This window comes from Bernardetia sp. MNP-M8, from assembly GCF_037126285.1.
Lineage (GTDB): Bacteria > Bacteroidota > Bacteroidia > Cytophagales > Bernardetiaceae > Bernardetia.
In genome coordinates, this window is sequence record NZ_CP147012.1 from 5,281,119 (window position 1) to 5,304,950 (window position 23,832).

The window sequence follows — 23,832 nt, forward strand, 5'->3', positions numbered from 1 at the left end:
TAAAAAGGAAAATTACTAAAAAAACAGTAACCAAACTTGAATTTATTAGATTGTTAAAAAAAACGCAAGTAAGTTTCTATCTAATAAATCTTATCACGATTTGTGCTAATGTAGTTTAGACTTCCAGTCTGAGCATCCAAAACAGTATTTTATCAAATTCAACAGTTTGGAAGACTGTTATACAACAATAACCATGATAACCTTTAATTTAAGTAATTTGACATAATTAAATATATCTAAAAAGAGCATTCAGAAAAGTTTATTTTTAGCTCTTTTCCTATAGCTTCACATATTCTATTTACAGCATAAAATAAATCAGCAGCAGTTGTATAATCAGATGGTTTTATCCAGCCTTCTTTTATTTCTTTCCAAAGTCTTTCAATAATATTTAAGTGTGGAGAGTAAGGTGGTAGATAAAAAGTATGCAATCCCTTTGTTGCCAAATTTTCAGTAATTTTTTAGAAGTGTGAATCCTTGCATTATCTAATACAACAACTGTAAATTTAGAAATTAAAAATGATAATTTATCTAAAAATTCAATCACAAAATCAAGGGTTTTCTTATAAAAAATAGATCTATCTAAGAAAGTTTAGTAAAGATTTAAAATCATCTTGAAATTTCTCAAGTTGTGCTACCATATTTTTGGGCTTTAACTTATTTAAAAGTGCTAAATTGAGTGTTCTGAGTCCTGCTAAGACTTTTGAAACAGTTTTTTCTTTCGTTTTGAGTTGATCTTCTTGAAAGGTAGTATCTCTGATATTATTATTGAGTTCTATTTGCCAATGTTTTCGTATATCTTCGAAAAGCTCTTCTCCAACTTTTGAATCTTCATTGGAGATATAAAATGAGGTTTCTTTAGTTTCTTCTTTGGTTTTAGTATTTATGCGTGTTCTTTCGACTTTAATTAAAGAACGAAAAGTTACATTTTTCCAACGTTGTTCAAAATATTCTTTGCTAATATCATATAATTCATAATGCCGATCTTCGATTCTTCCGTGTCCTTTTTCCCATTGGTCGCTTTGAGTTATCATTTTTGAAACTTGGCTACAAAATTTCATATCTTCTATCTAATAGTAGTGCTTGATTATTCTTTAAACCAATCAAAAAAACACCTCCTGCTTCTTGAATTAACTTGCAGGTAGCTGGACACAAATGAAGTGCGTCCAAACTAATTTTTTGTGTACTAACGTAGCTGCTTTCTAATAAATTCCGAATACAAGGTTTTTCACTTTCTTTGTTCCATTGTAATATGATTGCCCCAGAACGTGTCTATTTTCTTGATTTACTAATTGAACGAGAGCCTCACCACGTTTTTTACCTTTTTCTATACTACCTCGCAATTCCTTCCCATCGCCAGCAAACCATTTTTTTTGCTCTTCATTCAAATTTACACCATACATTTCAAATAAGAGTTTTTCAAAATGATAAAGAGATACTTTTTTTAAGCAAACTGGAAGATAGGAGCGTGATGTAACTTCAACATCAGTAGATAACCCTAAAAAAGCACAAAGTTCATCATGTTTATTTTGCATACTACGATGAAGACTTGACAAGTTACCATCACATTTTCGTAAAAGAGCTAAACTTAACTCAAGTAAAACCAATGCTAAATCATGAAATTTGCCACGAGAATCTCGTAAATCTAATGCTGATAAATTTTGCATTTTAGCATAAAAACTGGTTTCTTTGAGCATAAAAGAGTAAAATAGTATTAATGAAGTACTTGGAAATACAAAATTAATACGTTTTTACTCTTTTTATTTTTTTATAAAAAACCCTGTATTTCCCATTATAGTGTAACCACCCCAAGGAGAATATATAAAATCTCCTCCAAAAGAATCATCCTACTTCCTATGATAGGATTTCTTTCAGCAGCAGCCCACCACTCAGGAGAAACATAAGGGTCTGGTAGTGCTGGCCCTGGTGGACTAACACTACCTTCTCCTTCTACACCTTCTAAGCCACTAGGATCATTATAATAGATAGGATTGTTATACCCAAACTGATAGACATTTATTCCTACAAACAAATCAGCTAACGGCTCTACCTGCCAAAAACGCCCTATTTGTGGGTCATATCCTCGGTTTGCTGTTTCGTAAAGTTCCAAACCAAAGGCTTTTTCTCGCTCTATCATTCCGTTGAACTGATATGCCAAATCATTTTCCTTCTCCAAGCCCTTCATACCCATCCCAAAAGGATAGTAATGGTGTTCTTGGACTATAAGAGGACGAATGCGCTCGGTAATGTTTATTTCTAGCGCATCAAAATAAACAGCTTCTGTATCTTGGTTGTCAATGAAAACGGTTAGGTTTCCATCTTCTTTAGCTATGAAATTGGCTGTTAGTTTTTCCCAAGAAACAGTAGCAGAAATAGTTATTTTTTGCCTTTTTTCTACAATCAAACTATCTGTCGAATCTCTAAGCTGCAAGACTAATTCTCCTCTAGGAACATTATAACTATCAGGTTGTAAGCCTTTTGCTTGTTTTGCCCTGTGTAGCTTTCGCAAATTACGAACTACAGGGATAAAATAAAAAACAAAAAACACTCATGTTTTGAATAAGTACCAAAATTTCGATGTTTAATTTTCTTATCAGCTAGAATTTTTTGTTGATTTCGTCTTATGTTTTGCCAAAATTGACTTATATCACCTTGTGTAAGTGTTTGTCCTAGAGTAGAAATTTTAAAAAATGTAACTGGGTCTTTTAATTGTAGGAAATCAAAACTTTTTTTGAATGTCTTATGAGCATATTATCTTAATTCTATTTTTTGTTCAAGATTCAGATTTTCATTTTCTACAATAGAACGATAAAGACCTAAAGAATTGAAATCTGTATATTTTTTGTAATTATCAATATAAAATACGTATTCTTCGACAATCATTGTATTAAACTATCTATCTATTTTCATAATAAAATTTTAGTTTATAGTTAAATATTTAGAATACTTTGGCAAAAAACAATAAAAAAAGGTTAGAAAGTAAAAAATCCTTTCTAACCTCTGAAAAAATACTCATGAATGGGTTAGTTCATGGCAGCTTTAACAATGTCTATTACAATCGGTTTTAGACCACTTCTAAAAAACTCAATTGCTACTACCATTACTATAAGTCCCATCAATCGCATCAAAATCTTATTACCTGTTTCTCCTAGCATTTTAGAGATTTTTGAAGAAGCCCAAAGTGTGAAAAAGGTAATTAAGCAAATAATAAACATAACACCTATCAAAACGGCTTTTTTATCAAAAGTACTCGCATCTTGCATCATGACAATAGAATTTGTGATTGCACCAGGCCCACAAATCATCGGAATAGCTAATGGAGTAATAGAAATATCAGTTACATAACTTTTGACAGACTCTTCTTCCATTTTGGTACGAATAAGACGTGCTTGCAGCATATCATATCCCATCATAAAAAAAATGATTCCTCCTACTACCCGAAATGCATCAGCCGAAATACCAAAAAATTCAAAAAGTAATTGTCCTGAAAAAGCAAAAGCAATCATGGTAAAGAAAGCTGTAATGAGAGCTTTTCTAGCTGTTGCAGTACGGTCTTCATCACTAAGATCTGCTGTCATGGTCATAAATACAGGCATTACTCCCAATGGATTGATAATAGTAAAATAAGTAGTAAAACAAACCAGCCCAAACTTGATTAATTCGTCCATTTTTGGTTTTTCTTTTGAGTAAAAATAGTTTTTTGTTTGTGTCTTTTAAGGATGCAAAAGTACGAATAACAAACGAGAATTAGAATGGTTTGATAAAAACTTATCTTTAAATAAAAATTGAAGAGTTATTCTAAAAAATAGGATGTTTTTTGCTGTTATTAAAGATACCAACAACGGCTATTTTTTGTCATTGTTGATGTTTCCACTAGTAATGATTTAATTCAACAGAAAGAGTATAATGAAATATCCTACTTTGTAGAACACCATCAGAATTTAAACTTCTTATTTATATCTTCTTTAGATTGAATATTTTTAAGAAAAAACAGAAAGAGTATTTGTTTTCTGAATTATATATATTAAATTGTGGATAGCTTATAATAAAATATCACTTCAAGTTGTGTTAAATATACCATTGATTATTGCTGTAATTAGAGCAATTTTATTTTTACAACTTTATATAATTATACAAACAGTGTATATTTATTAGGCAAAAATAAGCCAAGCGAATACTCTTTTTATTCGTTGAAATTATTATTTAATTAATTCTCCTATATTTCGGCAGAATATGCACGACGATTTTCAGATTACTAAATATTACAACGAGTTTAATAAAAATGGTATTACTGCTATTTTTCAAGGTGCTTTGTCGCAATCTGTTTTATCAGAGATAGCAGAGAATCTGAAAGAAAAAATTTCGGATAGAGAAACTATAAAAAGTAAAATATTTGCTATTTTTATAGAGCTTGCCCAAAATATTTATCATCATTCAGCAGAGAAAAAACACTTCTACACGACTAATGCTCATATTGGAGTAGGAATAGTAGCTATTCGTGACTTGCCTGATTGTTACTCTTTAAGTGCTGGAAATATGGTCAGAAAACATCAACGAGAAGCCTTAGAAGAGCGTTGTGATTATATCAACGGGTTAGATAAAAAACATCTAACAGAGTATTATAGACAAGAGCGAAAAAATGCAAAAGGAAAAACAAGTACAGGCGCACATGTTGGTTTGATAGATATGGTTAGACGTTCTGGAAACCCTTTAGAGATAAATTTTGAAACTATTTCAGAAAAACTTAGCTTTTTTTCTATTACAGTAACTGTAGATAAAGATTGGCAGCCTATGAGTACAGAAGAAGAGAAAAAAGCCAAATTATAAAATTAAAGAAAATAGTAGTAAAACTATTTCCTTATTACTATTATTTCTAATAACTACTTAGAAAAGCATTAGCTATCAAAATTATAGCAAATAATTATGGAAAATTTTTTTTTAAAAGGTCAAAAATTTACCCCTACCATTGATTTTAATGGACATACAGGAGTTTTGAGCATAGAAGGACAGTCATATCCCGAACACGCAGAAGAAATATTTGCACCTGTTTTTGAGTGGTTGGATCGTTATTTAGAAACTCCAAACAGAACTATTTTACTTAACTTTCAACTTTCTTATTTTAATACAGCTACTTCAAGGCGTTTTCAAGATCTTTTAGAAACGTTGGAAATATATGAAAAAGAAAAAGGAGGAAATGTAACTATAAATTGGCATTATAGAGAAGATGATTACGATATGTTAGAAAATGGAGAAGATTATATTGAATCGATTGACCTGAACATTAATTTAGTTTCAGTAAAACATTCAGAAGAATAATTTGGATAAGATAATAAGACAAATAGTTGTTGCTAAAACAACAAAAAACTAAGTAAATTTCACTTTACTTAGTTTTTTTTATCATTTTTATTTCACATCTTGAATATCGATTACCGTATCTTCTTCGTGAAGAATAGAATCTAGCATCTTTTGCATTTGTAAAGATTCTTGAGCCAAAACATTGGAGTGAGGCATAGGTGGGTTTTGAGGAACAAGTAATATATACTCTTTTTTGTTTTTTAGGTCTTTTTTATCAAAGGTAAGTTTGTTCATTAAGAGCCAAGGATTATGGTACTTTAGTGTTTTATAACTCATTCCATATTTCACAGCTAGTGCTGAAATATCATTTATAGTAGTATCAAGAGGTATTTTTCGATATTTTACAGGTGGATAACGTAATTCTTTAGGAATAACAAAACCATATTTTTCAGGATGTTGCATAATTTCTTTAAATGCTAAAGCACGGTAGATATAACGAGCTGTCTCATTGTTTAGGGCAACATCATAATAAGAAATAGCATTTTGATTGCGTAATGCTGCATTCATTCCTCCCATTCCACGATTGTAGGAAGCTGCTACGAGTGTCCAATTTCCAAATTTTTTGTAAGAGCGTTTGAGGTATTTACAGGCTGCACGAGTAGATTTTTCGATATGAAAACGCTCATCTACCTCTTTAGAAATCTCTAAGTCAAACTCTTTTGCTGTTTCTTCCATAAATTGCCAATAACCATCTGCCCCAGCAAAAGAACGTACATTTTCAAGTCCACTTTCAATAACAGCAATGTACTTCATATCTTCAGGAACTTCTTCTTCTCTCAAAATTTGCTCAATTATTGGAAAAAATTTTTCAGAACGTTTAATAATCAAACTAGTAGAAGAATGGCGAAAAACATTGATATACAATTCTTTATCAAAACTCTCTTTTACTTCTTCATCGTAGAGAGGAACTTGTTCTCCACAAAACTCAAAAGTAGTTGGTACACGAATAAGTACATTATGATAACCATCTGGCAGAGTTGTGATTTCACTTTTTAAAGTTTGTGTAAACATTTGCACCAAAATACAACCTAATAAAAAAGCAATGGTGAGTAAAATTAAACCAGTTTTTAGACGGTTACTCATAAAGAAAAAGGGAGAAGAATAAGAAGAAAATAAAATTAGGCTGCGAAAATATATTTTAATTATACTAATTTAGCAGTCTTTATGTATCCAAAAGTAACAAACTAAAGGCAATACTAAAAGTAATCTGAGTAAAGTTTTTGTAATAAAATTAGCAAATAGCTCAAAAAAAAGGTTTAAAAGTGTATAGCAAAAAAATAACCTTTGAATTATTGTCACATAATTCAAAGGTTATTTAATTGAAAAAGATCGGGTGCATAACAAATTATCATACTACACAAATAAAAACAGGGTTAAAACCCTGTCCAATTTATAATTCAGATGATTTTTTTAATTGAACAGGGGTTATGCGACAATTTGTTATGCACCCAAGGAGTCTCACAAACTATCCATTTCTATATTTCTCTCTAGAAATTTTATTTTTGGCTTTTCTTTCTTTTGCTTCACGTTTTTTTCTAGCTTTTACTTTCCAAGGTGCATCAATTTGCCAATCGCCAGCCATAATACAACCATAGGGTAAAATTTTGTCTTCTACTTCACCAAGTCCAAATTCTTTCATTTGGTCTTTTACATTTTGAGCATTTTTGTAAGCCGATGGCAATTCTGAAATATCAATATGTCCAGAGAAAAAACGAACATCTAAACCTTCTGTTTCTTCTGCAAAGATTTGTTCTTTAGTCTTATCACCTTTGCTTTTCTTATGTTGAGTACGACTAACATCTCTACCTGCGCCATGTGGTGCAAAACCAAGGTTAGAATCAGTAGTTTCACCTTTTACAATCAAAATTGGTTCGCTCATATTTAGAGGAATCAAACGTAAACCATCTTTCGAATCTGGAACAAATTTATCATCTAAAGGAGTTGCTCCTTTTGCATGATAAAATAAATCATCTTCTTTGAAAACAAAATTATGTTCGTTCCAAAACTGGTCTAATGTTTCTACTTTAAGTCTTCTTTGTGTGGTATCATGAATCAATTTATGATTTAGTTTTGTCCACTCTCTAATAATTTGAAGAGCTTCCCAATATTGGTTTCCTTCTTCTGTGTCGTAAGGAATCCAAGCATTTTTGGCTAGTGTTTTAGGTGAAATTTCTTTTCTGAAAAATTCGGCTAATTTCATCCCTGTACTATATAAATTTGCTCCAAAACCACGACTTCCATGGTGTGTAACAAGCATTGTTTCACCTGTTTTTTCAGAACGTCCTACATATAAAAAGTGATTTCCATCTCCTTGCGTTCCTAAATGTGTACGAGCAAAACTCAAACTTCTCTCAGAGTTAAGAAAACGATTCGATTTAATTTTGTCTTCTAAATCTCTAGGTAAATCAAATATATCTTTTCTTCCTCCTCCTCCAAAATGAGTAAGTGAATGAGCTTTATCCAAAACTTTTTTAGGGTCAATTTGCCCCAAATTAGTCATCATAACTGAGCAGCAAATATCTGCGCTGTGCATAGCTGGATGAATAGCATTTTTGGCAACGGCAATTCCACCCACAGGGATTTGACCCGTTCCACCTGTTGGACAAGCATCTGGCATAACTGCACCATCTACTAAAGTAGGTGTTTTCATTAGCTCTGCCATTGTTTTATGGATTTGCTCTACATTAGAAATTTCTAAATCGGATTCTGCACGAATATTTTTATGATAATCAAGCGCAACAGAAAAAGGTTCGATAATAGTTGGGCGTATTGACTCCAAATAATTTAATAATTTATCGCCTTCCAAATTATATTTATTGGCATATTCAATAGCTTCTTTAAACCATTTGTTTGGCTTAAATCCTAAATCAATAAGTGTTTTTCCTGTAATCATTGTTTTTGTTGTTTTGTCTTGATTTTTACTTTCTAAAACTACAAACCACTAGAAAGGCTAAATTAGTTCATTAGCAAAATTTTATTTGTAATAAGCCAAAAAAAAATAGAGATTCTTTTTTGAAACTCTATTTTTATCTTTTATGAATAATTTACTTAAATTATATTACTTAAACTTTTTTGCCATTTCTCCAGCCATATCATCAGCATAAACACCATACGCATTTACTAAAACACCTTTCAAATTGTGTTTATCTGATTTGATAGCATATAAAATAGATGCATCAGAAGGGTTGGTTTCTCCTTCAAAACGAAATGTATCTTCAATTTCGAATTCACTTGGATAGACATGAATTTCTTTTCCGTCTTTCTCACACACTAAACAATCTTTTTTGAGATTAAAATCAGTTGAATAGCCTTTGTTTTTTAGTGCATTCATTGTTTCACTAAGTGTATCTAATGTATGCAGAGGAGAGTTAGGTGAAGGTGTTGTATTAGTATGTTGTAATTCTTCTAATACAATTCTGTCCTCTTTCTGTTGTTTTTGAGTTTCTTTTTTATTGTCCATAATAATGAGAGTTTTTTAAAAAATTAGAGTTGAAAAAATGATAATTCTTTACTTATTAAAATAGATTTTGAGGGTTTTTGTTTAATATAAAATTGATTCAGCTCTGCTTACTAAAAAAAATAAAATTTGATATTTAGAATAGAGAGATAATCAAATAACTCATTTTGAGAGAATTTCAAGATAAAAACAAGATTTTTGTAACTTTGCAGGAAAATAAAATCAAACTTGTATTAATCATTATTTATGAAACAACTTTCCCTAGACAATCTTAATAGAATTGGAATCGACGAATTTAAAGAACAAAAAAAGCAACCCATAGTTATTGTACTGGATAATGTTAGAAGCGCACATAATGTAGGTGCAGCTTTCAGAACATCTGATGCCTTTTCTATTGAAAAAATTGCTTTATGTGGAATTACTGCCAAACCTCCACACCGAGAAATTCAAAAAACAGCTTTAGGAGCAACCGAATCTGTAGACTGGGAATATTTTGATACGACAAATGAAGCTATTGATACTTTACGCAGCCAAGGATATTCTATTTTTGCTATAGAACAGACAACCGAAAGTCAGAAATTAAATACATTTTTCCCTAAAGAAGAAATAAAATATGCTTTTGTTTTTGGTAACGAAGCCTTTGGAGTAGATGAAGAAGTGTTGCAAAATTGTGATGCTGCGTTAGAAATTCCACAATTTGGAACAAAACATTCTCTCAATGTTTCGGTAAGTTTAGGGATAATTCTTTGGCATTGTACAGAAAAAATGAATATATTTAGTTAAAGTTTAATATATTATAATTATAAAATAATTTAAATACACCAAGTTACAGGAAACTTTTATAAAATGTCTGATACCTTTACTAATTCAAATCTGATTTCTGATACAGAAGCAATTGCAAAAACAAAGAAAATATCTTCTATTCTTTATGTAGATGATGAGGAGAGTAATTTGCGTATTTTTAAAAGCTCGTTTAGAAGACATTATACTATTTTTACGGCTATTTCTGGAAAAGAAGGATTGGAAGTTTTATCAACTAATGATATTCAACTTGTTATCTCTGACCAAAAAATGCCAGAAATGACAGGGGTAGAGTTTTTGGAACGAGTTGCTGAAAGTTTTCCAAATACAGTTCGTATTATCTTGACAGCGTATAGTGATACAGAAGACATTATGCGAGCTATCAATAAATGTGGAATTTTTAGGTATTTGGTAAAGCCTTGGAATAAAGATGAAATGCTTTTGACAATTGATAAAGCATTGGAAACTTATTCTTTGCGTACCGAAAATAGACAATTAGTAAATGCTCTTAAAAGTGCTAATGAAGATTTAGAAAGCAAAGTAAAGGAGCGTACTGCTGAGTTAATGGCAACCAATGAAGACCTAAAAAAGGCAAAAGAGCAAGCTGAAGCAGCTACAAAAACAAAAGAGCAGTTTCTCTCCACCATGAGTCATGAAATTAGAACTCCTCTAAATGCTATTATCGGAATGACACATCTTTTAAAAAATGATAGATTAGAAGGTGAAATGGCTGAAAATATAGAGATTTTGGAGTTTTCGGCTCAAAACTTACTTTCTCTTATTAATAGTGTTTTAGATATCTCAAAGATGGAAGCTGGTAAAATGGCTTTCGAACAAGCTGAATTTGATTTGCCTGCCTTGATTCAGAATACGGTGGAAATCTTTAAGGCTCGTGCTGATGAAAATAATATTCTTCTTCGTAGTAATGTAGATAAAAATATTCCCAAATCATTACTTGGAGATTCGACACGTCTGTCCCAAATATTGAACAATCTTATCGGAAATGCTATCAAATTTACTGATGAAGGAACAGTTACTATTACAGTTCGCCTTTTGCATCACAAAACCGAAAAAGTAGAATTATTATTTGCTGTTTCAGATACAGGAATTGGTATTTCACCTGAAAAAATAAATTCAATTTTTGATGACTTTTCACAAGCTGAAGAAGATACTTCTCGCAAATATGGAGGAACAGGTTTAGGACTTGCTATTACAAAACAACTTGTCGAACTTCAAGGAGGAACTATCAATGTGATGAGTACAATGATGGTAGGTTCTACTTTTAGTTTTCAACTTGGTTTTAAGATTGGAAAAATACAACCAATTACAGCAAACCTTCCTGATGCTACAAATATTAAAAATTTGAAAGGAGTAAATATTTTAATTGTAGAGGACAATAAAGTCAATCAAATTTTGGTAAGGAAATTTTTGAATAACTGGGGGGCAAATTACCAAATAGCTGAAAATGGACAAATTGCAGTAGATTTATTTAAGAAAAATAACTTTGATGTTATTTTAATGGATTTGCAAATGCCTGTTATGGATGGCTATGAATCGGCTCGTCAGATACGACTTTTAGAGGAAAATACAGATAAGTTTACTCCTATTATTGCTCTTACTGCATCTACTCTCTTAAATGAAAGAGAGCGAATTGTACAAGTAGGAATGAATGATTTTTTGAGTAAACCATTCAATCCAAACGAGTTATATCAAAAAATTGCACAACATAGTTATACACAACTTCAAAAACAAGTTCCTCAAGAAAATGAAATTAAAGGAGGATTGAATTACTCTTATTTCAAAAATCTTGCTGGGGCAGATAAAGAATTTTATACCGAACTTCTAGAACTTAGTGAAGCAGATTTGATAGAATTTAATCGAATATTAGCCTCTACTCATTTACCTGATTATGAAACTCAACTTGCTTTAGTTCACCATAAAATACGTGCTACACTGCGTCTTTTGGAAGTAAAAGAATTAGAAGTGCAGATAAATCAACTGCGAAGAATACTTTCACAAACCAACCAAATAAGTGAAGTAACAGACAGAATACAAGCTATCCAGAAAAGTATAGAAATGGCTATTTTACAGATTCACGAAGAAAGGAAATAATTTGGTTCTTCCGACTTTTTAGCGAAACATCGTGTGTTCAGTTTAGTTTTGCTGAGGACTACGTCGTTCTCAGAACTGAAAAAGAATGCTTCCTCAGATTGGTATTCCAATTTATTCCCTTTCAAGTCGCTCATTAAATACAAATATTTCTCTTTCTTATTATCCTCAAGGAAACAAAAAAGATAAAGCAAAGTCTTGGGCTGGATATGACTGGTCATTGCAGGCTGGTGGAAGGATTACTCGTTTTGTAAACGGATTACCTGATGAGACACCAAATGTAGGTTATTTTGCTTCTCTAAACAGAGGACTCATAACTCCTACTCAGACTGATTTGAGCCTTCTTCCTGCTATTGCTAAAGGAGAACTAGACACTGAAGCTGATGCTTACTATTATAATTTTCTCCTAAGGTACAACTTGAATATTCAGAAAAATGGTCAGATGGAGAGGCAAATAGTTTAGTTGGAGGTATTCGACTTAAAAAAACGACTGTACATGATGGCAATAATTCAGAAAAAGACATTATTACAAACTTTGAATACGAATTGGAAGATGGTATTTCAAGTGGAAAATTACTTACTTATCCTATTTATCATTATACTATATATGAACATATAGATTGTGCTACTTCGCCACAAGTAGTGAGCTATCTAACAGCTAGTAATGTAGATAGAACTCAAAAATTTGTTTCTAATGCTCTTTATTATACCAAGATTACAAAAAAGTTTGGTGAAGTAGCAGAAAATGGATATAGTGAAAATACGTATACATTTACACCTCAAGAAGGAGGAGTGCTATTTCCATTTGTACCTAGCAAAAGTTACGAGTTACAAAACGGACTTCCTTTAGAAAGTAAATTATATGATAAAGATGGAAATATTATTACCCATACCAAGAAGGAATACGAAGTGTCTTCATTTTCTCTCTACCCTAATCATTATCAATCTTTTCCTCGCCTGATTGCTTATTTAAAAGAATTTTCAAATTGTAGTTTGCCAGAGATTCAAACTCAAATAGCTCGTACCGTAGCTTATCAGTATTCTCCTATAGAATCTAAAGCTTTATTTTTGAAGAAAACAGAAGGTTATCAATACGACCAAAGCCATAGTGGAGAATCTATCTATACTACCTCTACTTATGGGTATAGCCCAAACCATTTGTATCCAGTAGAAGTACGAAGCAGTGGAAATAATGGAATAGAATATATCAGTAAATCCAAATACTTGTTAGACTATGATAATATACATAACGATAATCTATTCAGTTCGCCAGACATGCATGTACAGGCTATGAAACAGCTCAAAGACAAACATATTATTGCAAATGTAATTGAAGCTGCTAGTTTTAAGAAAGAACCAAATAAATTACCTTATTTACTTGGAGCTACTATAAATACGTTCCAAGAATATGAATATCAAGTTTTTTTAAATACTCAAGGTGGAGGTGGAATAGAAAGTCATACATTTTTAGCACCTCTTGCTAACTATGCTATCGAAAGCAATCAATTTATTACTGACTTTCAGTTCTCTTCTATACAACTACTTGCTCCAACTCAACTAGTATTTGATAACCGATATAAGAAACAAATTGATTTCTTGTCGTATGATAAATATGGAAATTTGACATCAGCAAATAAAGAAGATAATGTTCCTAGTGCTACCATTTATGGATACAATGGTGCTTATCCTGTTGCTAGTGTTCATGGAGCTTCTCATCGCCAAGTAGCTTATGATGGTTTTGAAAGATATGGTAACGAATATGTAGCTACAGGAATTACTACTCGTAAATCTTTCAGAGGAAATGCAAGTTATTATCCTGCACAAGCTGCCAATTACGAACCTGATGGAGTGCTTACCTTTCGTACTCTTATTCCTCATCGTGTAGACGAGCCTATTCCAGCAGGAACATATACTATTTCTTTTTGGTCTAAAGGAGAAGGTGGAGTAAATTTGAAATCAGGGTACTCTGATACATATACTTTTACTTTTTCAGGTTCTGATCAAGAGTGGACTTACCAAGAGTTTGATTTTGATATTAATTACAATCCTGCTCTCCATAGCAATAATTTTCATCACCTACTCTACCAAGTAGGGGCAATTACAAGTACACAAGATAATAATGTTATTTATATAGATGAACTACGTGTACATCCAAAGTCAGCACTAATGAATAATACGTTCTATCGCCCACTTATTGGAGCTACCCAGTCAGTCGATGCGAATCAACGCACCATGACTACGTATTATGATCCTTACAGAAGAGTTGAAGAAATAAGAGATCACAAGAATAATATTGTTACTTATCAAGAAAATGGATTTTTGCGTGATGGACAGATGCACTATACTTCTTCATTTGCAGGGCTTATGCGTGCTGATAAAACGGTTGCACGAAGAAACGAAACAATTATTTTTTCACTTCTAAGTCTGCAAGGACGCTGTTTTTCAGATGGTGGTTCTTATAATCATAGGTGGAGTTTTGGAGATGGTAGTGTTTCTCCAACTAGAAATGGAACGATTACTCCTGTTTCTCACTCTTACTCACAACTAGGCACATACATAACTACATTGCATATAGAAATAGTACAAGGCTATTGGGTAGAACTTCGTACAGCTGTACAAGTAAGAGGTCTAGTTGTTGATCCTACTCTCAATCTAAGAGTATCTTTAACAGGAGTAAACAACAACAATAATTGTTTTACATTTACCCCTACTGTAACAGGTGGAATGCCTCCTTATACCTACCAATGGTATTCTGGTGATGGTACATTTGACCCTAGCGAAACAAGTTCCACCTTTACTTATTGTTATACATCAATAGATAATTATACAGCACGAGTTATTGTAAAAGATGCTACTAATACAACAGCAGAAGCCACATATGATATTCTTACTGGTGGAGAGCTAAAAGCATCAATTTTGGGAAGTAATTTTCATTGTATTGGAACATGTAATGAATATACCCCTCACCTACGAGGTGGAGTAGCACCATTTACGTATGAATGGACTGTTGAGTATGAAGGAAGAGTAATACGCCAATCTACAGAAGAAAATTTTAGCTTTTCTATTCCACGTGAGCTACGTAGAGTTGGCAATATCAGAGGCAATTATATTGTAAGACTTACTGTAACAGATGCACAAGGAACAAGAGTAGATGCAGACCCACGAAAAATTGATGTTTCACAAAATTGTGGCACTAGTACACCTTATGACCCTGCTTATCTTTTTCTACTTGGTTCAGGAGCCATAGGTATACCTACACAAATACACAAACACGAAATATTAATAGATGATCAAGTTATGATCACTTTCAATAATTTCGTTCCTCTACAGCCTATGGGAAATGGAGAAAAGTTTGTATTTACCATTCTTTTAGATGGAATAGAAATAAATGAGTTTTCTAATAACTCACAACCTACATTTACTTATACTTTTAGTAATGCAGGCAGATACACAATTGTATTGCAAAAGCAATTACCACCTGAAATAGGTAATCCTGAGCCAGTTATTCTATTACTAAACACGCTAGACATAGACATTTGTCCTTCTATTCGTTAGTAGAAATAATATTGATTTTTAAAAAAATACATCTTGTATATCTTCATTTAGCTTAACTATGAGAACTTTAATTTTTGTGCTTTTATCTATCTGTACTACTTTTTTTGCAAAAGCACAGGTATCTAACTCCTCTTTTGACTCTTTATTACTTAATTCAGAAGTAGATAGTCTAACAGAAGAACAAATCAATCAAGAAGATGATCTGCCAAGTTCATATAATCTTCCTGATTATATGTTTCTACGTGTCTATACAGCTCGTAGTCCTATTCAGACGCAAAACGATATGCGTAATCAACCTGTCGAAAAGGTGGCAGTCGCTACAGCTTATTTCGATGGACTAGGACGAAATATACAAACCAATGTCAGAGAAGCATCTCCAACAAGAAAAGACCAAATCTCTTTTGCAGACTATGATAAGTTTGGAAGACAGACCAAACAATATCTCTCTTATACAAGTCAAAATCAGGGTAATTTTGATCAAAATCCTATAGCGAATCAGAAAGAGTTTTATCAGCAGCAAACTGGCATTGCAAATACCAATTATGCTTTGATAGAAGTAGATATAGAAGATGCACCCACAGCAAGAATAAAAGAAGTGGGAAACATTGGACAAAGCTGGCAACTTGGTAGTGCCACACGAAAAGGAACTACAAGAACAAATACGCTTCAAGATGATGTTAGAATGTGGGTAAGCGAATATGTTGATGCATGTCCTTTTGATTACAGTCAAAGCTATCCAGCAGGAGAACTCTATGTTTCGGAAGTAGAGGATGAGCATGGCGTTCGTATGAAAATATTTACAGATAAAACAGGAAAAACAATCCTCAAACGTATAGATGCAGGAAATAATGAGTGGGCGCAAACCTATTATGTATATAATGCTTTAGAACAGCTTAAACTTGTTATTCCCCCAAAACTTACAAAAAAATTACTCAATCAGACTACTCAAACTTTTAGTGGTTGTAATGGTAATGGTGCTTATAGTTATAACTATGATAAAAGAGGTAGATTGGTTAGAAAACATACTCCAGGACACTTAAAACATACAACAAGTGTTTATTATGATAAGTTAGATAGACCAATTTTAGTACAAACTCCAGAGCAATATACAAGAGGAGAGTTTACTTTTACTAAATATGACAATCTAGGAAGACCTATTCAAACGGGGTTATATGTCCATACAAGGAGTTACCTTCCTAGTAATGCAATTGAATTAGAAACGAACCTATTCGAAACAAGAAATGACGACCCAACAACGCATTATTATACCAACACTTCCTTTTCTTCATTAGGAGGACAGTTTATTGTACATACTGTAAATTATTATGATGACTATGGTTTTTTGGAAATAGATGAACTGTCTTTCAAAACTTCTCCTTTTGCCAACTCTCCTGAACAAGATACTCGTGTAAAAGGGATGCCAACAGGCTCAAAAGTAGCCATTTTGGACAGTCAAAACCCACATCAGCAACCGACTACTTTTCTAAAGTCAGTTGTTTATTACGATGATTATGGACGTGCTATTCAGGCACAAACTCAAAATCATAAAGAAGGAATAGATATTAGTTATACAGAATACGATTTTGAAGGAAAGGTGCTGCAAACACAAACCGAACACACTACCATAGTAACACAACAGCCTACAAATACAGGTCATCAAGTAAAGGTTAAGTATTCGTATGCCTATGACCATGTAGGCAGAACAAAAGAGGTGCGACAAAAAATAGATAATCAAGAAGAAGTGCTTCTTAGTCGTTATCAGTACAATGAGCTAGGGCAGACGAGCAAAAAACAAATTCATTCGGAAGACGGAATAGAATTTTTGCAAGATGTAGATTACCGTTACAATGAAAGAGGATGGCTTACGCATATCAATGATGCAGAACTAAGCAATGGCGATGATCTTTTTGGAATGGAAATTATGTACCAAAATGGCTATGGAGGTAGAGAATATTTGGATGGAAAAATATCTACCATACGTTGGAAAAGTGCTTCTGATAATGTGCAAAGACAATATGCCTTTGATTACGATAAGATGGGAAGGCTAACAGATGCTTTTTTTGCTGCTAAAAATGAAAGTTCCAATCTATTTACAGAAGAAGTAGGTAACTATAATGTACAAGGAATAGAATATGACTTAGATGGAAATATCCTGCACATGAAAAGACACGGCGTTATTCAGTTGGACAGAGCAGGAGGAGCGCATACCTATGGACTTATAGATGATATAGAATATACTTATGAATGGTCTGGAAGAGGTTTAACACTCACTAATATCAATGATGTAGCAAGTACAAATGATTCGGATGACTTCGAAAATGGCTCTCATTCTAGTTCTACTGACTTTGAGTACAATTGGAGTGGCAGCCTTACTAAAAACAATGAAAAAGGCGTAGAATTCACTTATAATCATTTCGAATTACCTACTCAAATCAATAGAATAGGTAATTCACTTGATAAAATAATTTATACCTACAATGGCGCAGGTTCGAAACTCCAAAAAGTAGTTTCAGAAGATGGAGAAAAGAAAAAAATAGATTATGTAAATGGTTTTCAGTACAAAGATGATATACTAGACTTTTTCCCAATGCCAGAGGGAAGGATGGTTTATAGACAAGGAAGTTATGTACGAGAATACCACTACAAAGACCATTTGGGCAACTTACGCCTTGCTTTTGAGAAAGAAGAACAACGTACAGGGCGTTATACCCTAACGATGGAACTAGATAGTGCAAAGAGTGAAGAAGAAGCCTTTGCCAATGTAAAAGAAGCAAGAACAGACCTCAAAGAACAACAAGGTAGTTATTCGGCACGTCTTACCAATGCTGATAAACCGATTTCTAAAACTATAAAAGTAGAAAAAGGAGACAAAATTAGTGCCTTCGTTTTTGCTACCAATGACCCAGAAATAGCCCAACACGACCCTACTAAAGGAATTAAGGAAGCTAAAAAAGATGTTTTGTTGTCTTTGGGAAGTGCAGCAGCAGGAACAATAAACACCTATCCAATACAACAAGAAATAGAAATTGAAGGCGTTCCAGAAGTAAGTCCGTCCACAACTCAAACTATACAAAGTCCAAAAGTACAATTCAATTTATTGGATTTTATACCAGTAGTTCGTAATTTGCGAGAGCTAAACCGAGCCAAAAGGGCGAAAAGTTTAGAACCTGATAGCTATAATGTTCCTAGAGGAGAATTAGTCTTGCAGCTTAGAGATTCGACAGATAGTTTAATCCTAGAAAAAAGACAAAAAATAACTATTTCTGCTACTGTTTCGTGGGAAAAACTGACTAGTGAACTAAAAGTAGAACAGGATGGCAATCTTACTGTTTTCATAGACAACCAAGACACAGAAGCTGTTTATTTTGACGAGCTAGAGATAAATATAACTGAACGCATCCGTCCTCTCATTGTCCAAGAACATCATTACTATCCTTTCGGAATGGGTATGAAGGGATTAGAGAAGGAAAACGACCTCGCTTATCAGTTCAACGGCATGATAGAAAGGGAAAAAGCCTTTGGTTTGGAGCTTTACGAAACAGCAAACCGAGGATATGACCCACAAATCGGACGTTTTTGGCAGGTAGAGCCTTTGGCAGATTTGTTTGTAGGAATAAATGTCTATCAGTTTGGGTATAATAATCCTGTTTCTTATAATGATCCTAGTGGATTGTCTTCTGATGAGAAAAAGAAAGATGAGGGAGATACTAGTGTTGGTTTGAGTAAAAATACTCTTACTCTTCCTTCTCTTCCTTCTCCTATGATGCGCCCGTCTGCTCCTCCTTTTATGCCTACGATTCCTTTGCCTTCACTAAGCATTTCTCCTTCTTTATTACAACAAGGAGCAACCTATATCAATGGAAATTATTTTCCATCTAGTACAGGTTTAGACTTTGGTATGTCGGTAGGTGATAGAGGTAGAGCTGCTATGGACGACAATATGCGAGCTTTAGGAGGTTCTACCAGAAAACCTATAGCAGATAGAATGACTCTTGTTTCTTCTCGTAATCAACGTCCTCAGAATGTGGTGAGTAGTGTGGGGGAGGGTGACAGTGATACTTTTGTGAGAAATATTTATAAAAAAATAAACTATACTCTTGAACAAGAAGTAGGAGATATAATAAGGGTTAAAAGGGTTATATACGCAGGTGTTATTCGTATAAAATTTGCTCAATTTGCAGGAGCAGACAATAAAGCCGATACACAAGATGATTATTATCAAGTAACTAATGATCCTATTCACTATCCAAAGAAAAAATATCCATCTAACGTATTATTCGATATAAGGTTACAGTTTGACCCTTTGAGACCATATCCCCCTAATAGTAAATTTCAAGAATTTGATTTGATATATACAATTACTCAAACTCAAGTTACTCGCACTATAGGAGCTACTTTTGGTGTATCAGGATACGGAGTTTCAGGTGGAGTTTCAGTTACTCAATCGACTGTAGTACCTGCTGGTTCAGCAGTAGGATCTGCAACTTATAGAGTAAGAAGAGCTAATGGATTATTGTATATTAATCAACTATTTGAAGTTGATGTTCCCGAAGCTACAAAAAAGGGTATGTATGATTTTTATTTAGATCGTCCTTCATTCAAAAGACAAACATTGTATAGAATGATTATAAATAATGTAGAACTATCAGATTTCTAATACAAAAATAAGCTTGGCTAACTATTTTAAAAAAAATCAAAATTTTATGTGCCTTAGTACATTGTAAATATTATACAAAATTCTATGAATAATTTTTTTTTACTTTTGAGTATCATTGTTATATCAACTTTTAGTTCAAAATGTGTCAAGGCACAAGATGAAATATCTGATCCTATTACAGCTCTCATGGAGATAGGTAGCAAAATACAAAGGTTTAATAATGATTCTGAAGTACACGATATAATTAAAAATATTTCTAAAGTGGTTTCAGATACTGCAATTTTAAATCCTATAAGACGAGGAGATGAAATAATACTTTTAGAAATAGAACTATTCTCCTATTCAGATTCTCTAAAACATATAATAGAAGTGAAAAACACTAATAAATATGTTTTTACTCACTATGATGAAGTTTCAGAAGAGAAACATCTACAAATGAATATTGATAAAATAACCTCGGTTTGGAATCGTAGTGGGAGTTTAAAGATAAATGATGTTTTTTATTCTGTTGTGCAAATGAATACTCAAATATATCATTTAGAAAATGGTTATATAATAATTAATACAGCTTTTAAATTAGAGTAAGGGTAGAATTGTACTTCTGACTATTTTTCATATACAGATTCTTTAAAACCATTTTGTTGGTAAGTTGTTAAGCATTGTCTGCGACTACGATTTATCAGTTATCTACCTCCTTTATCATTGTCTATTACTCCTCCTTTACAACAAGGCGCAACCTATATCAATGGAAATTATTTTCCCTCTAGTACAGGTTTAGACTTTGGAATGTCAGTAGGTGATAGAGGTAGAGCTGCGATGTATGCTACTAGTGGTGGTGGTTTCTCAAGAAAACCTACGGCTGATAGAATGACCCTTGTTTCTTCTCGTAATCAACGAGCGCAGAATGTGGTGAGTAGTGTGGGGGAGGGTGACGGTATGGCTATTTTAATAGCCTTCCCAGACCAAAACCCTGCCATACCTTCTAATCAAGGAACTGCTAAATTAGTAGAAAAAACATTTGGAGATGGTGATGGAAAATTTAAAGTAGGGCATGCGGGGATTGTTATAATTGATAGTAAAGGCAAAACAAGTTATTTTGATTTTGGAAGATATACTCGTCCTGACATCAAAAGAAAAAGAGGAACTGATGAAGGTGCTGTACGTTCTAGTAAAAATTTTAGTCAATTACGTATTCCTGATTGGAATTTTAGTAAAACTGAGGAAGAAAATGTTACGGCTATTCTTACTTCTTTGCATTATTCCACTATATTTAAAGGCTATGGTACTATTATGGGAGCCTTAGCAAAAGGATTAAATTATCAACCAATGCTCAATTATGCGAGGAAAGCTGAAAGTATGGGGTATCTTCCTTTTGGAGGGTATTCTTGTGGCTATAATCTATTATCTTGTGGTTCTTACTGTGCGAAATTTGCACGAGGGGTTGGCGATGCAGGAGGGATTGATTGGGATTGGGATACCTTTACAGGAGAAGCAAATATTGAAGATATAGCTGATGATTATGATTTTAAAATTATAACCTTACCCAATAAATGAAAAAAATAATATTACCTTACTTGTTATTAATAATAAGTTTAATTGTTTATGGATGTAGCAAACCTATAAAAAAAGATTTAAATACTTCAAGTTCATCTAGTGATGCAATTATAGTTCGCCCCACAAATGTTCCACAAGAAGCATCTTTACTAAATATTGGATTTGAGGATATGCCTGTTTATCAGTGGAGTATATTCTCAAATTATCTTAAGAAAGAGAATAAAATATATCATCATATTTATGGTTTTGATTTTTATGATATAGACGGAAAAAAACAATCTACAATGTATTATGAAAATATGCAGAGTCGTAAAGGAAAAGTTTTTGATTTAAAAAATTCTCAAATTAGTTTATATCCTGGTAACACTACTCTTCAGATTATCACTGAAAAAGATACACTTTTATTTTTTTCTGTTTTAGAGTTAAAAGAGCTTAGAAATTGGCGAGATAGTTTGGAGTATTTAAGAATCCCATCCATTTATTATAATGAAGATTCACTGTTAGTTGCAGGCGAAGACATTAGATTACATATAAGCGAAAAACAAAAAAGAGATTATATAGTGTATATAGATTATGAACATATTATTCCATATAGATTATGTTCAGATTGTAAAAGTTTACCTACAGAAATTAGTTTTTTCAATCGTGAAAATGGAAATATATATTTTATAGAACGTTCTTGCTACCTAGAACTCATTTATAAAACAGATTTAAATAAGATAATTAAAATTAATAATTAAATCCTGGTTGATATAGGAATGAATATGAGAGATTTTTATTTAGATCGTCCTTCATTCAAAAGACAAACATTGTATAGAATCTCGTTGGGCTTAGATTGTTTTTATTGTTAAGCGTTGTCTGCGACTACGATTTATCAGTATGGCAACTTTTAAGTCAGCGTAGCTAAATCTTAGATTTGTGAGGATAGGTATTTTTATGTGTAATTGTTTTCATACTCAAAATAATGATATACATTCACTTATAATCATTTCGAATTACCTACTCAAATCAATAGAATAGGCAATCCACTTGATAAAATAATTTACACCTACAATGGCGCAGGTTCTAAACTACAAAAAGTAGTAAGCGAAGATGGAGAAAAGAAAAAAATAGATTATGTAAATGGTTTCCAGTACAAAGATGATATACTAGACTTTTTCCCAATGCCAGAGGGAAGAGTAGTTTATAGACAGGGAAGATATGTACGAGAATACCACTACAAAGACCATTTGGGCAACTTACGCCTTGCTTTTGAGAAAGAAGAACAACGTACAGGGCGTTATACCCTAACGATGGAACTAGATAGTGCAAAGAGTGAAGAAGAATCTTTTAGTCATGTAAAAGAAGCAAGAACCGATCTCAAAGAACAGCAAGGTAGTTATTCGGCACGTCTTACCAATGCTGATAAACCTATTTCTAAAACCATAAAAGTAGAAAAGGGAGACAAAATTAGTGCGCTTGTCTTTGCCACTAATGACCCATAAATAGCCCAACACGACCCTAATAAAGGAGTTAAGCAAGCTAAAAAAGATGTTTTGTTGTCTTTGGGAAGTGCAGCAGCAGGAACAATAAACACCTATCCGATACAACAAGAAATAGAAATTGAAGGCGTTCCAGAAGTAAGTCCGTCCACAACTCAAACTATACAAAGTCCAAAAGTACAATCAGGGTTTTCTTATAAAAAATTGACTTGGTTAAGAAAGTTTAGTAGGAGTTGAAAATTATCTTGAAATTTTTTAAGTTGTGCCACCATATTGTTAGGTTTTAACTTATTCAAAAGTGCTAAACTGAGTGTTCTAAGTCCTGCTACCACTTTTGAAATAGATTTTTCTTTTGTTTTGAGTTGGTCTTCTTGAAATGTAGTATCTCTGATGTTGTTATTTACTTCTACTTGCCAATGATTTCGGACAGCTCTAAAAAGTTGTTCTCCTTCTTGTGTTTTTTCATTGGAAATATAAAATGAAGTTTCTTTACTTTCTTCTTGCGTTTTAGTATCTGTGCGTGTTCTTTCTACTTTAACTAAAGAGCAAAAATCTACTTTTCCCCAACGTGGATCAAAATATTCTTGGCTAATATCATATAATTCATACTTTCTATATTCAATTCTTCCATGTCCTTTTTCCCATTTTTTGCTTTGCAATATGGCTTTTGAAGTTTGGCTACAAAATATCCTATCTTCCAATAATACTGCTTGATTATTCTTTAAACCAATTAAAAAAATACCTCCTGCTCCATTAATTAATTCACAGGTAGATGGAGATAAATGAAGTGCATCTAAACTAATTTTTTGCCCAATAGCTTGGGTAGTTGCTAATAAATTACGAATACAAGGCTTTTCGCTTTCTTT

General features: G+C 32.7%; 22 protein-coding genes. 12 read left to right on the plus strand and 10 right to left on the minus strand.

The annotated features are described in order from the left end of the window. Positions 1–236: 236 nt before the first annotated feature. The 6 genes from V9L04_RS21325 to V9L04_RS21350 form a co-directional block, all read right to left on the minus strand. Positions 237–443 (minus strand): transposase, encoded by a 207-nt coding sequence (locus V9L04_RS21325; protein ID WP_338791956.1) that lies wholly within the window; start codon positions 441–443, stop codon positions 237–239. A gap of 132 nt (positions 444–575) precedes the next feature. Then, entirely contained in the window at positions 576–1,031 is a 456-nt protein-coding gene (locus tag V9L04_RS21330; RefSeq protein ID WP_338791957.1) for a hypothetical protein, read from the minus strand. 168 nt (positions 1,032–1,199) lie between these two features. Further along, positions 1,200–1,694, minus strand: a complete 495-nt coding sequence (locus V9L04_RS21335; RefSeq protein ID WP_338791958.1) for a hypothetical protein — start codon at positions 1,692–1,694, stop codon at positions 1,200–1,202. Between the two features lie 95 nt (positions 1,695–1,789). Then, entirely contained in the window at positions 1,790–2,506 is a 717-nt protein-coding gene (locus V9L04_RS21340; protein WP_338791959.1) for an RHS repeat-associated core domain-containing protein, read from the minus strand. Between the two features lie 242 nt (positions 2,507–2,748). After that, entirely contained in the window at positions 2,749–2,880 is a 132-nt protein-coding gene (locus tag V9L04_RS21345; protein ID WP_338791960.1) for a hypothetical protein, read from the minus strand. Between the two features lie 140 nt (positions 2,881–3,020). Beyond that, a complete protein-coding gene (locus V9L04_RS21350; RefSeq protein ID WP_338791961.1) occupies positions 3,021–3,665 on the minus strand; it encodes a MarC family protein in 645 nt (214 codons plus the stop codon). A gap of 565 nt (positions 3,666–4,230) precedes the next feature. Here V9L04_RS21350 and V9L04_RS21355 point away from each other — a divergent pair. Both V9L04_RS21355 and V9L04_RS21360 read left to right on the plus strand, forming a co-directional pair. Further along, on the plus strand, positions 4,231–4,824 hold the full coding sequence (locus tag V9L04_RS21355; RefSeq protein ID WP_338791962.1) for a SiaB family protein kinase: 594 nt from the start codon (positions 4,231–4,233) through the stop codon (positions 4,822–4,824). A 96-nt stretch (positions 4,825–4,920) separates the two neighbouring features. Continuing rightward, positions 4,921–5,313: a DUF1987 domain-containing protein gene (locus V9L04_RS21360; RefSeq protein WP_338791963.1), complete on the plus strand. Its 393-nt coding sequence runs from the start codon at positions 4,921–4,923 to the stop codon at positions 5,311–5,313. Between the two features lie 87 nt (positions 5,314–5,400). Here V9L04_RS21360 and V9L04_RS21365 read toward each other — a convergent pair whose 3' ends face one another. From V9L04_RS21365 to V9L04_RS21375, 3 genes are all read right to left on the minus strand, one after another. Then, a complete protein-coding gene (locus tag V9L04_RS21365; RefSeq protein WP_338791964.1) occupies positions 5,401–6,435 on the minus strand; it encodes a lytic transglycosylase domain-containing protein in 1,035 nt (344 codons plus the stop codon). 382 nt (positions 6,436–6,817) lie between these two features. After that, positions 6,818–8,245 carry an RtcB family protein gene (locus V9L04_RS21370; protein WP_338791965.1) on the minus strand — a complete coding sequence of 476 codons (1,428 nt, stop codon included), beginning with the start codon at positions 8,243–8,245 and terminating at the stop codon, positions 6,818–6,820. Positions 8,246–8,410: 165 nt separating this feature from the next. Continuing rightward, entirely contained in the window at positions 8,411–8,812 is a 402-nt protein-coding gene (locus V9L04_RS21375) for a phosphoribosylpyrophosphate synthetase (protein ID WP_338791966.1), read from the minus strand. Between the two features lie 243 nt (positions 8,813–9,055). On the opposite strand from V9L04_RS21375, the gene V9L04_RS21380 reads away from it, so the two are divergent. The 10 genes from V9L04_RS21380 to V9L04_RS21425 all read left to right on the plus strand — a co-directional run bounded on the left by V9L04_RS21380 (position 9,056) and on the right by V9L04_RS21425 (position 23,203). Continuing rightward, positions 9,056–9,592, plus strand: coding sequence for an RNA methyltransferase (locus V9L04_RS21380; RefSeq protein WP_338791967.1), 537 nt, complete (start codon positions 9,056–9,058; stop codon positions 9,590–9,592). A gap of 63 nt (positions 9,593–9,655) precedes the next feature. Further along, on the plus strand, positions 9,656–11,722 hold the full coding sequence (locus V9L04_RS21385) for a response regulator (protein ID WP_338791968.1): 2,067 nt from the start codon (positions 9,656–9,658) through the stop codon (positions 11,720–11,722). A gap of 85 nt (positions 11,723–11,807) precedes the next feature. Further along, positions 11,808–12,182 (plus strand): hypothetical protein, encoded by a 375-nt coding sequence (locus tag V9L04_RS21390; protein ID WP_338791969.1) that lies wholly within the window; start codon positions 11,808–11,810, stop codon positions 12,180–12,182. An 83-nt stretch (positions 12,183–12,265) separates the two neighbouring features. Next, positions 12,266–15,274: a hypothetical protein gene (locus V9L04_RS21395; RefSeq protein ID WP_338791970.1), complete on the plus strand. Its 3,009-nt coding sequence runs from the start codon at positions 12,266–12,268 to the stop codon at positions 15,272–15,274. Between the two features lie 58 nt (positions 15,275–15,332). Continuing rightward, positions 15,333–19,931 (plus strand): DUF6443 domain-containing protein, encoded by a 4,599-nt coding sequence (locus V9L04_RS21400; protein ID WP_338791971.1) that lies wholly within the window; start codon positions 15,333–15,335, stop codon positions 19,929–19,931. Positions 19,932–20,036: 105 nt separating this feature from the next. Further along, positions 20,037–20,516, plus strand: coding sequence for a hypothetical protein (locus V9L04_RS21405; RefSeq protein ID WP_338791972.1), 480 nt, complete (start codon positions 20,037–20,039; stop codon positions 20,514–20,516). Positions 20,517–20,633: 117 nt separating this feature from the next. Then, complete coding sequence (locus V9L04_RS21410; RefSeq protein WP_338791973.1) at positions 20,634–21,485, plus strand: hypothetical protein; 852 nt, start codon at positions 20,634–20,636, stop codon at positions 21,483–21,485. Continuing rightward, positions 21,482–22,225: a hypothetical protein gene (locus V9L04_RS21415; protein ID WP_338791974.1), complete on the plus strand. Its 744-nt coding sequence runs from the start codon at positions 21,482–21,484 to the stop codon at positions 22,223–22,225. Before V9L04_RS21410 ends, V9L04_RS21415 begins: the two co-directional genes overlap by 4 nt. Before the next feature lie 423 nt (positions 22,226–22,648). After that, the gene (locus tag V9L04_RS21420) at positions 22,649–22,969 is read left to right on the plus strand and encodes a hypothetical protein (RefSeq protein ID WP_338791975.1); all 321 of its coding nucleotides are present in this window, start codon (positions 22,649–22,651) and stop codon (positions 22,967–22,969) included. Positions 22,970–23,020: 51 nt separating this feature from the next. Further along, positions 23,021–23,203, plus strand: coding sequence for a hypothetical protein (locus V9L04_RS21425; RefSeq protein WP_338791976.1), 183 nt, complete (start codon positions 23,021–23,023; stop codon positions 23,201–23,203). Here the strand turns inward: V9L04_RS21425 and V9L04_RS21430 are convergent. Further along, on the minus strand, positions 23,161–23,811 hold the full coding sequence (locus V9L04_RS21430) for an ISAs1 family transposase (RefSeq protein WP_338794223.1): 651 nt from the start codon (positions 23,809–23,811) through the stop codon (positions 23,161–23,163). The genes V9L04_RS21425 and V9L04_RS21430 overlap by 43 nt on opposite strands. Positions 23,812–23,832 lie beyond the last annotated feature (21 nt).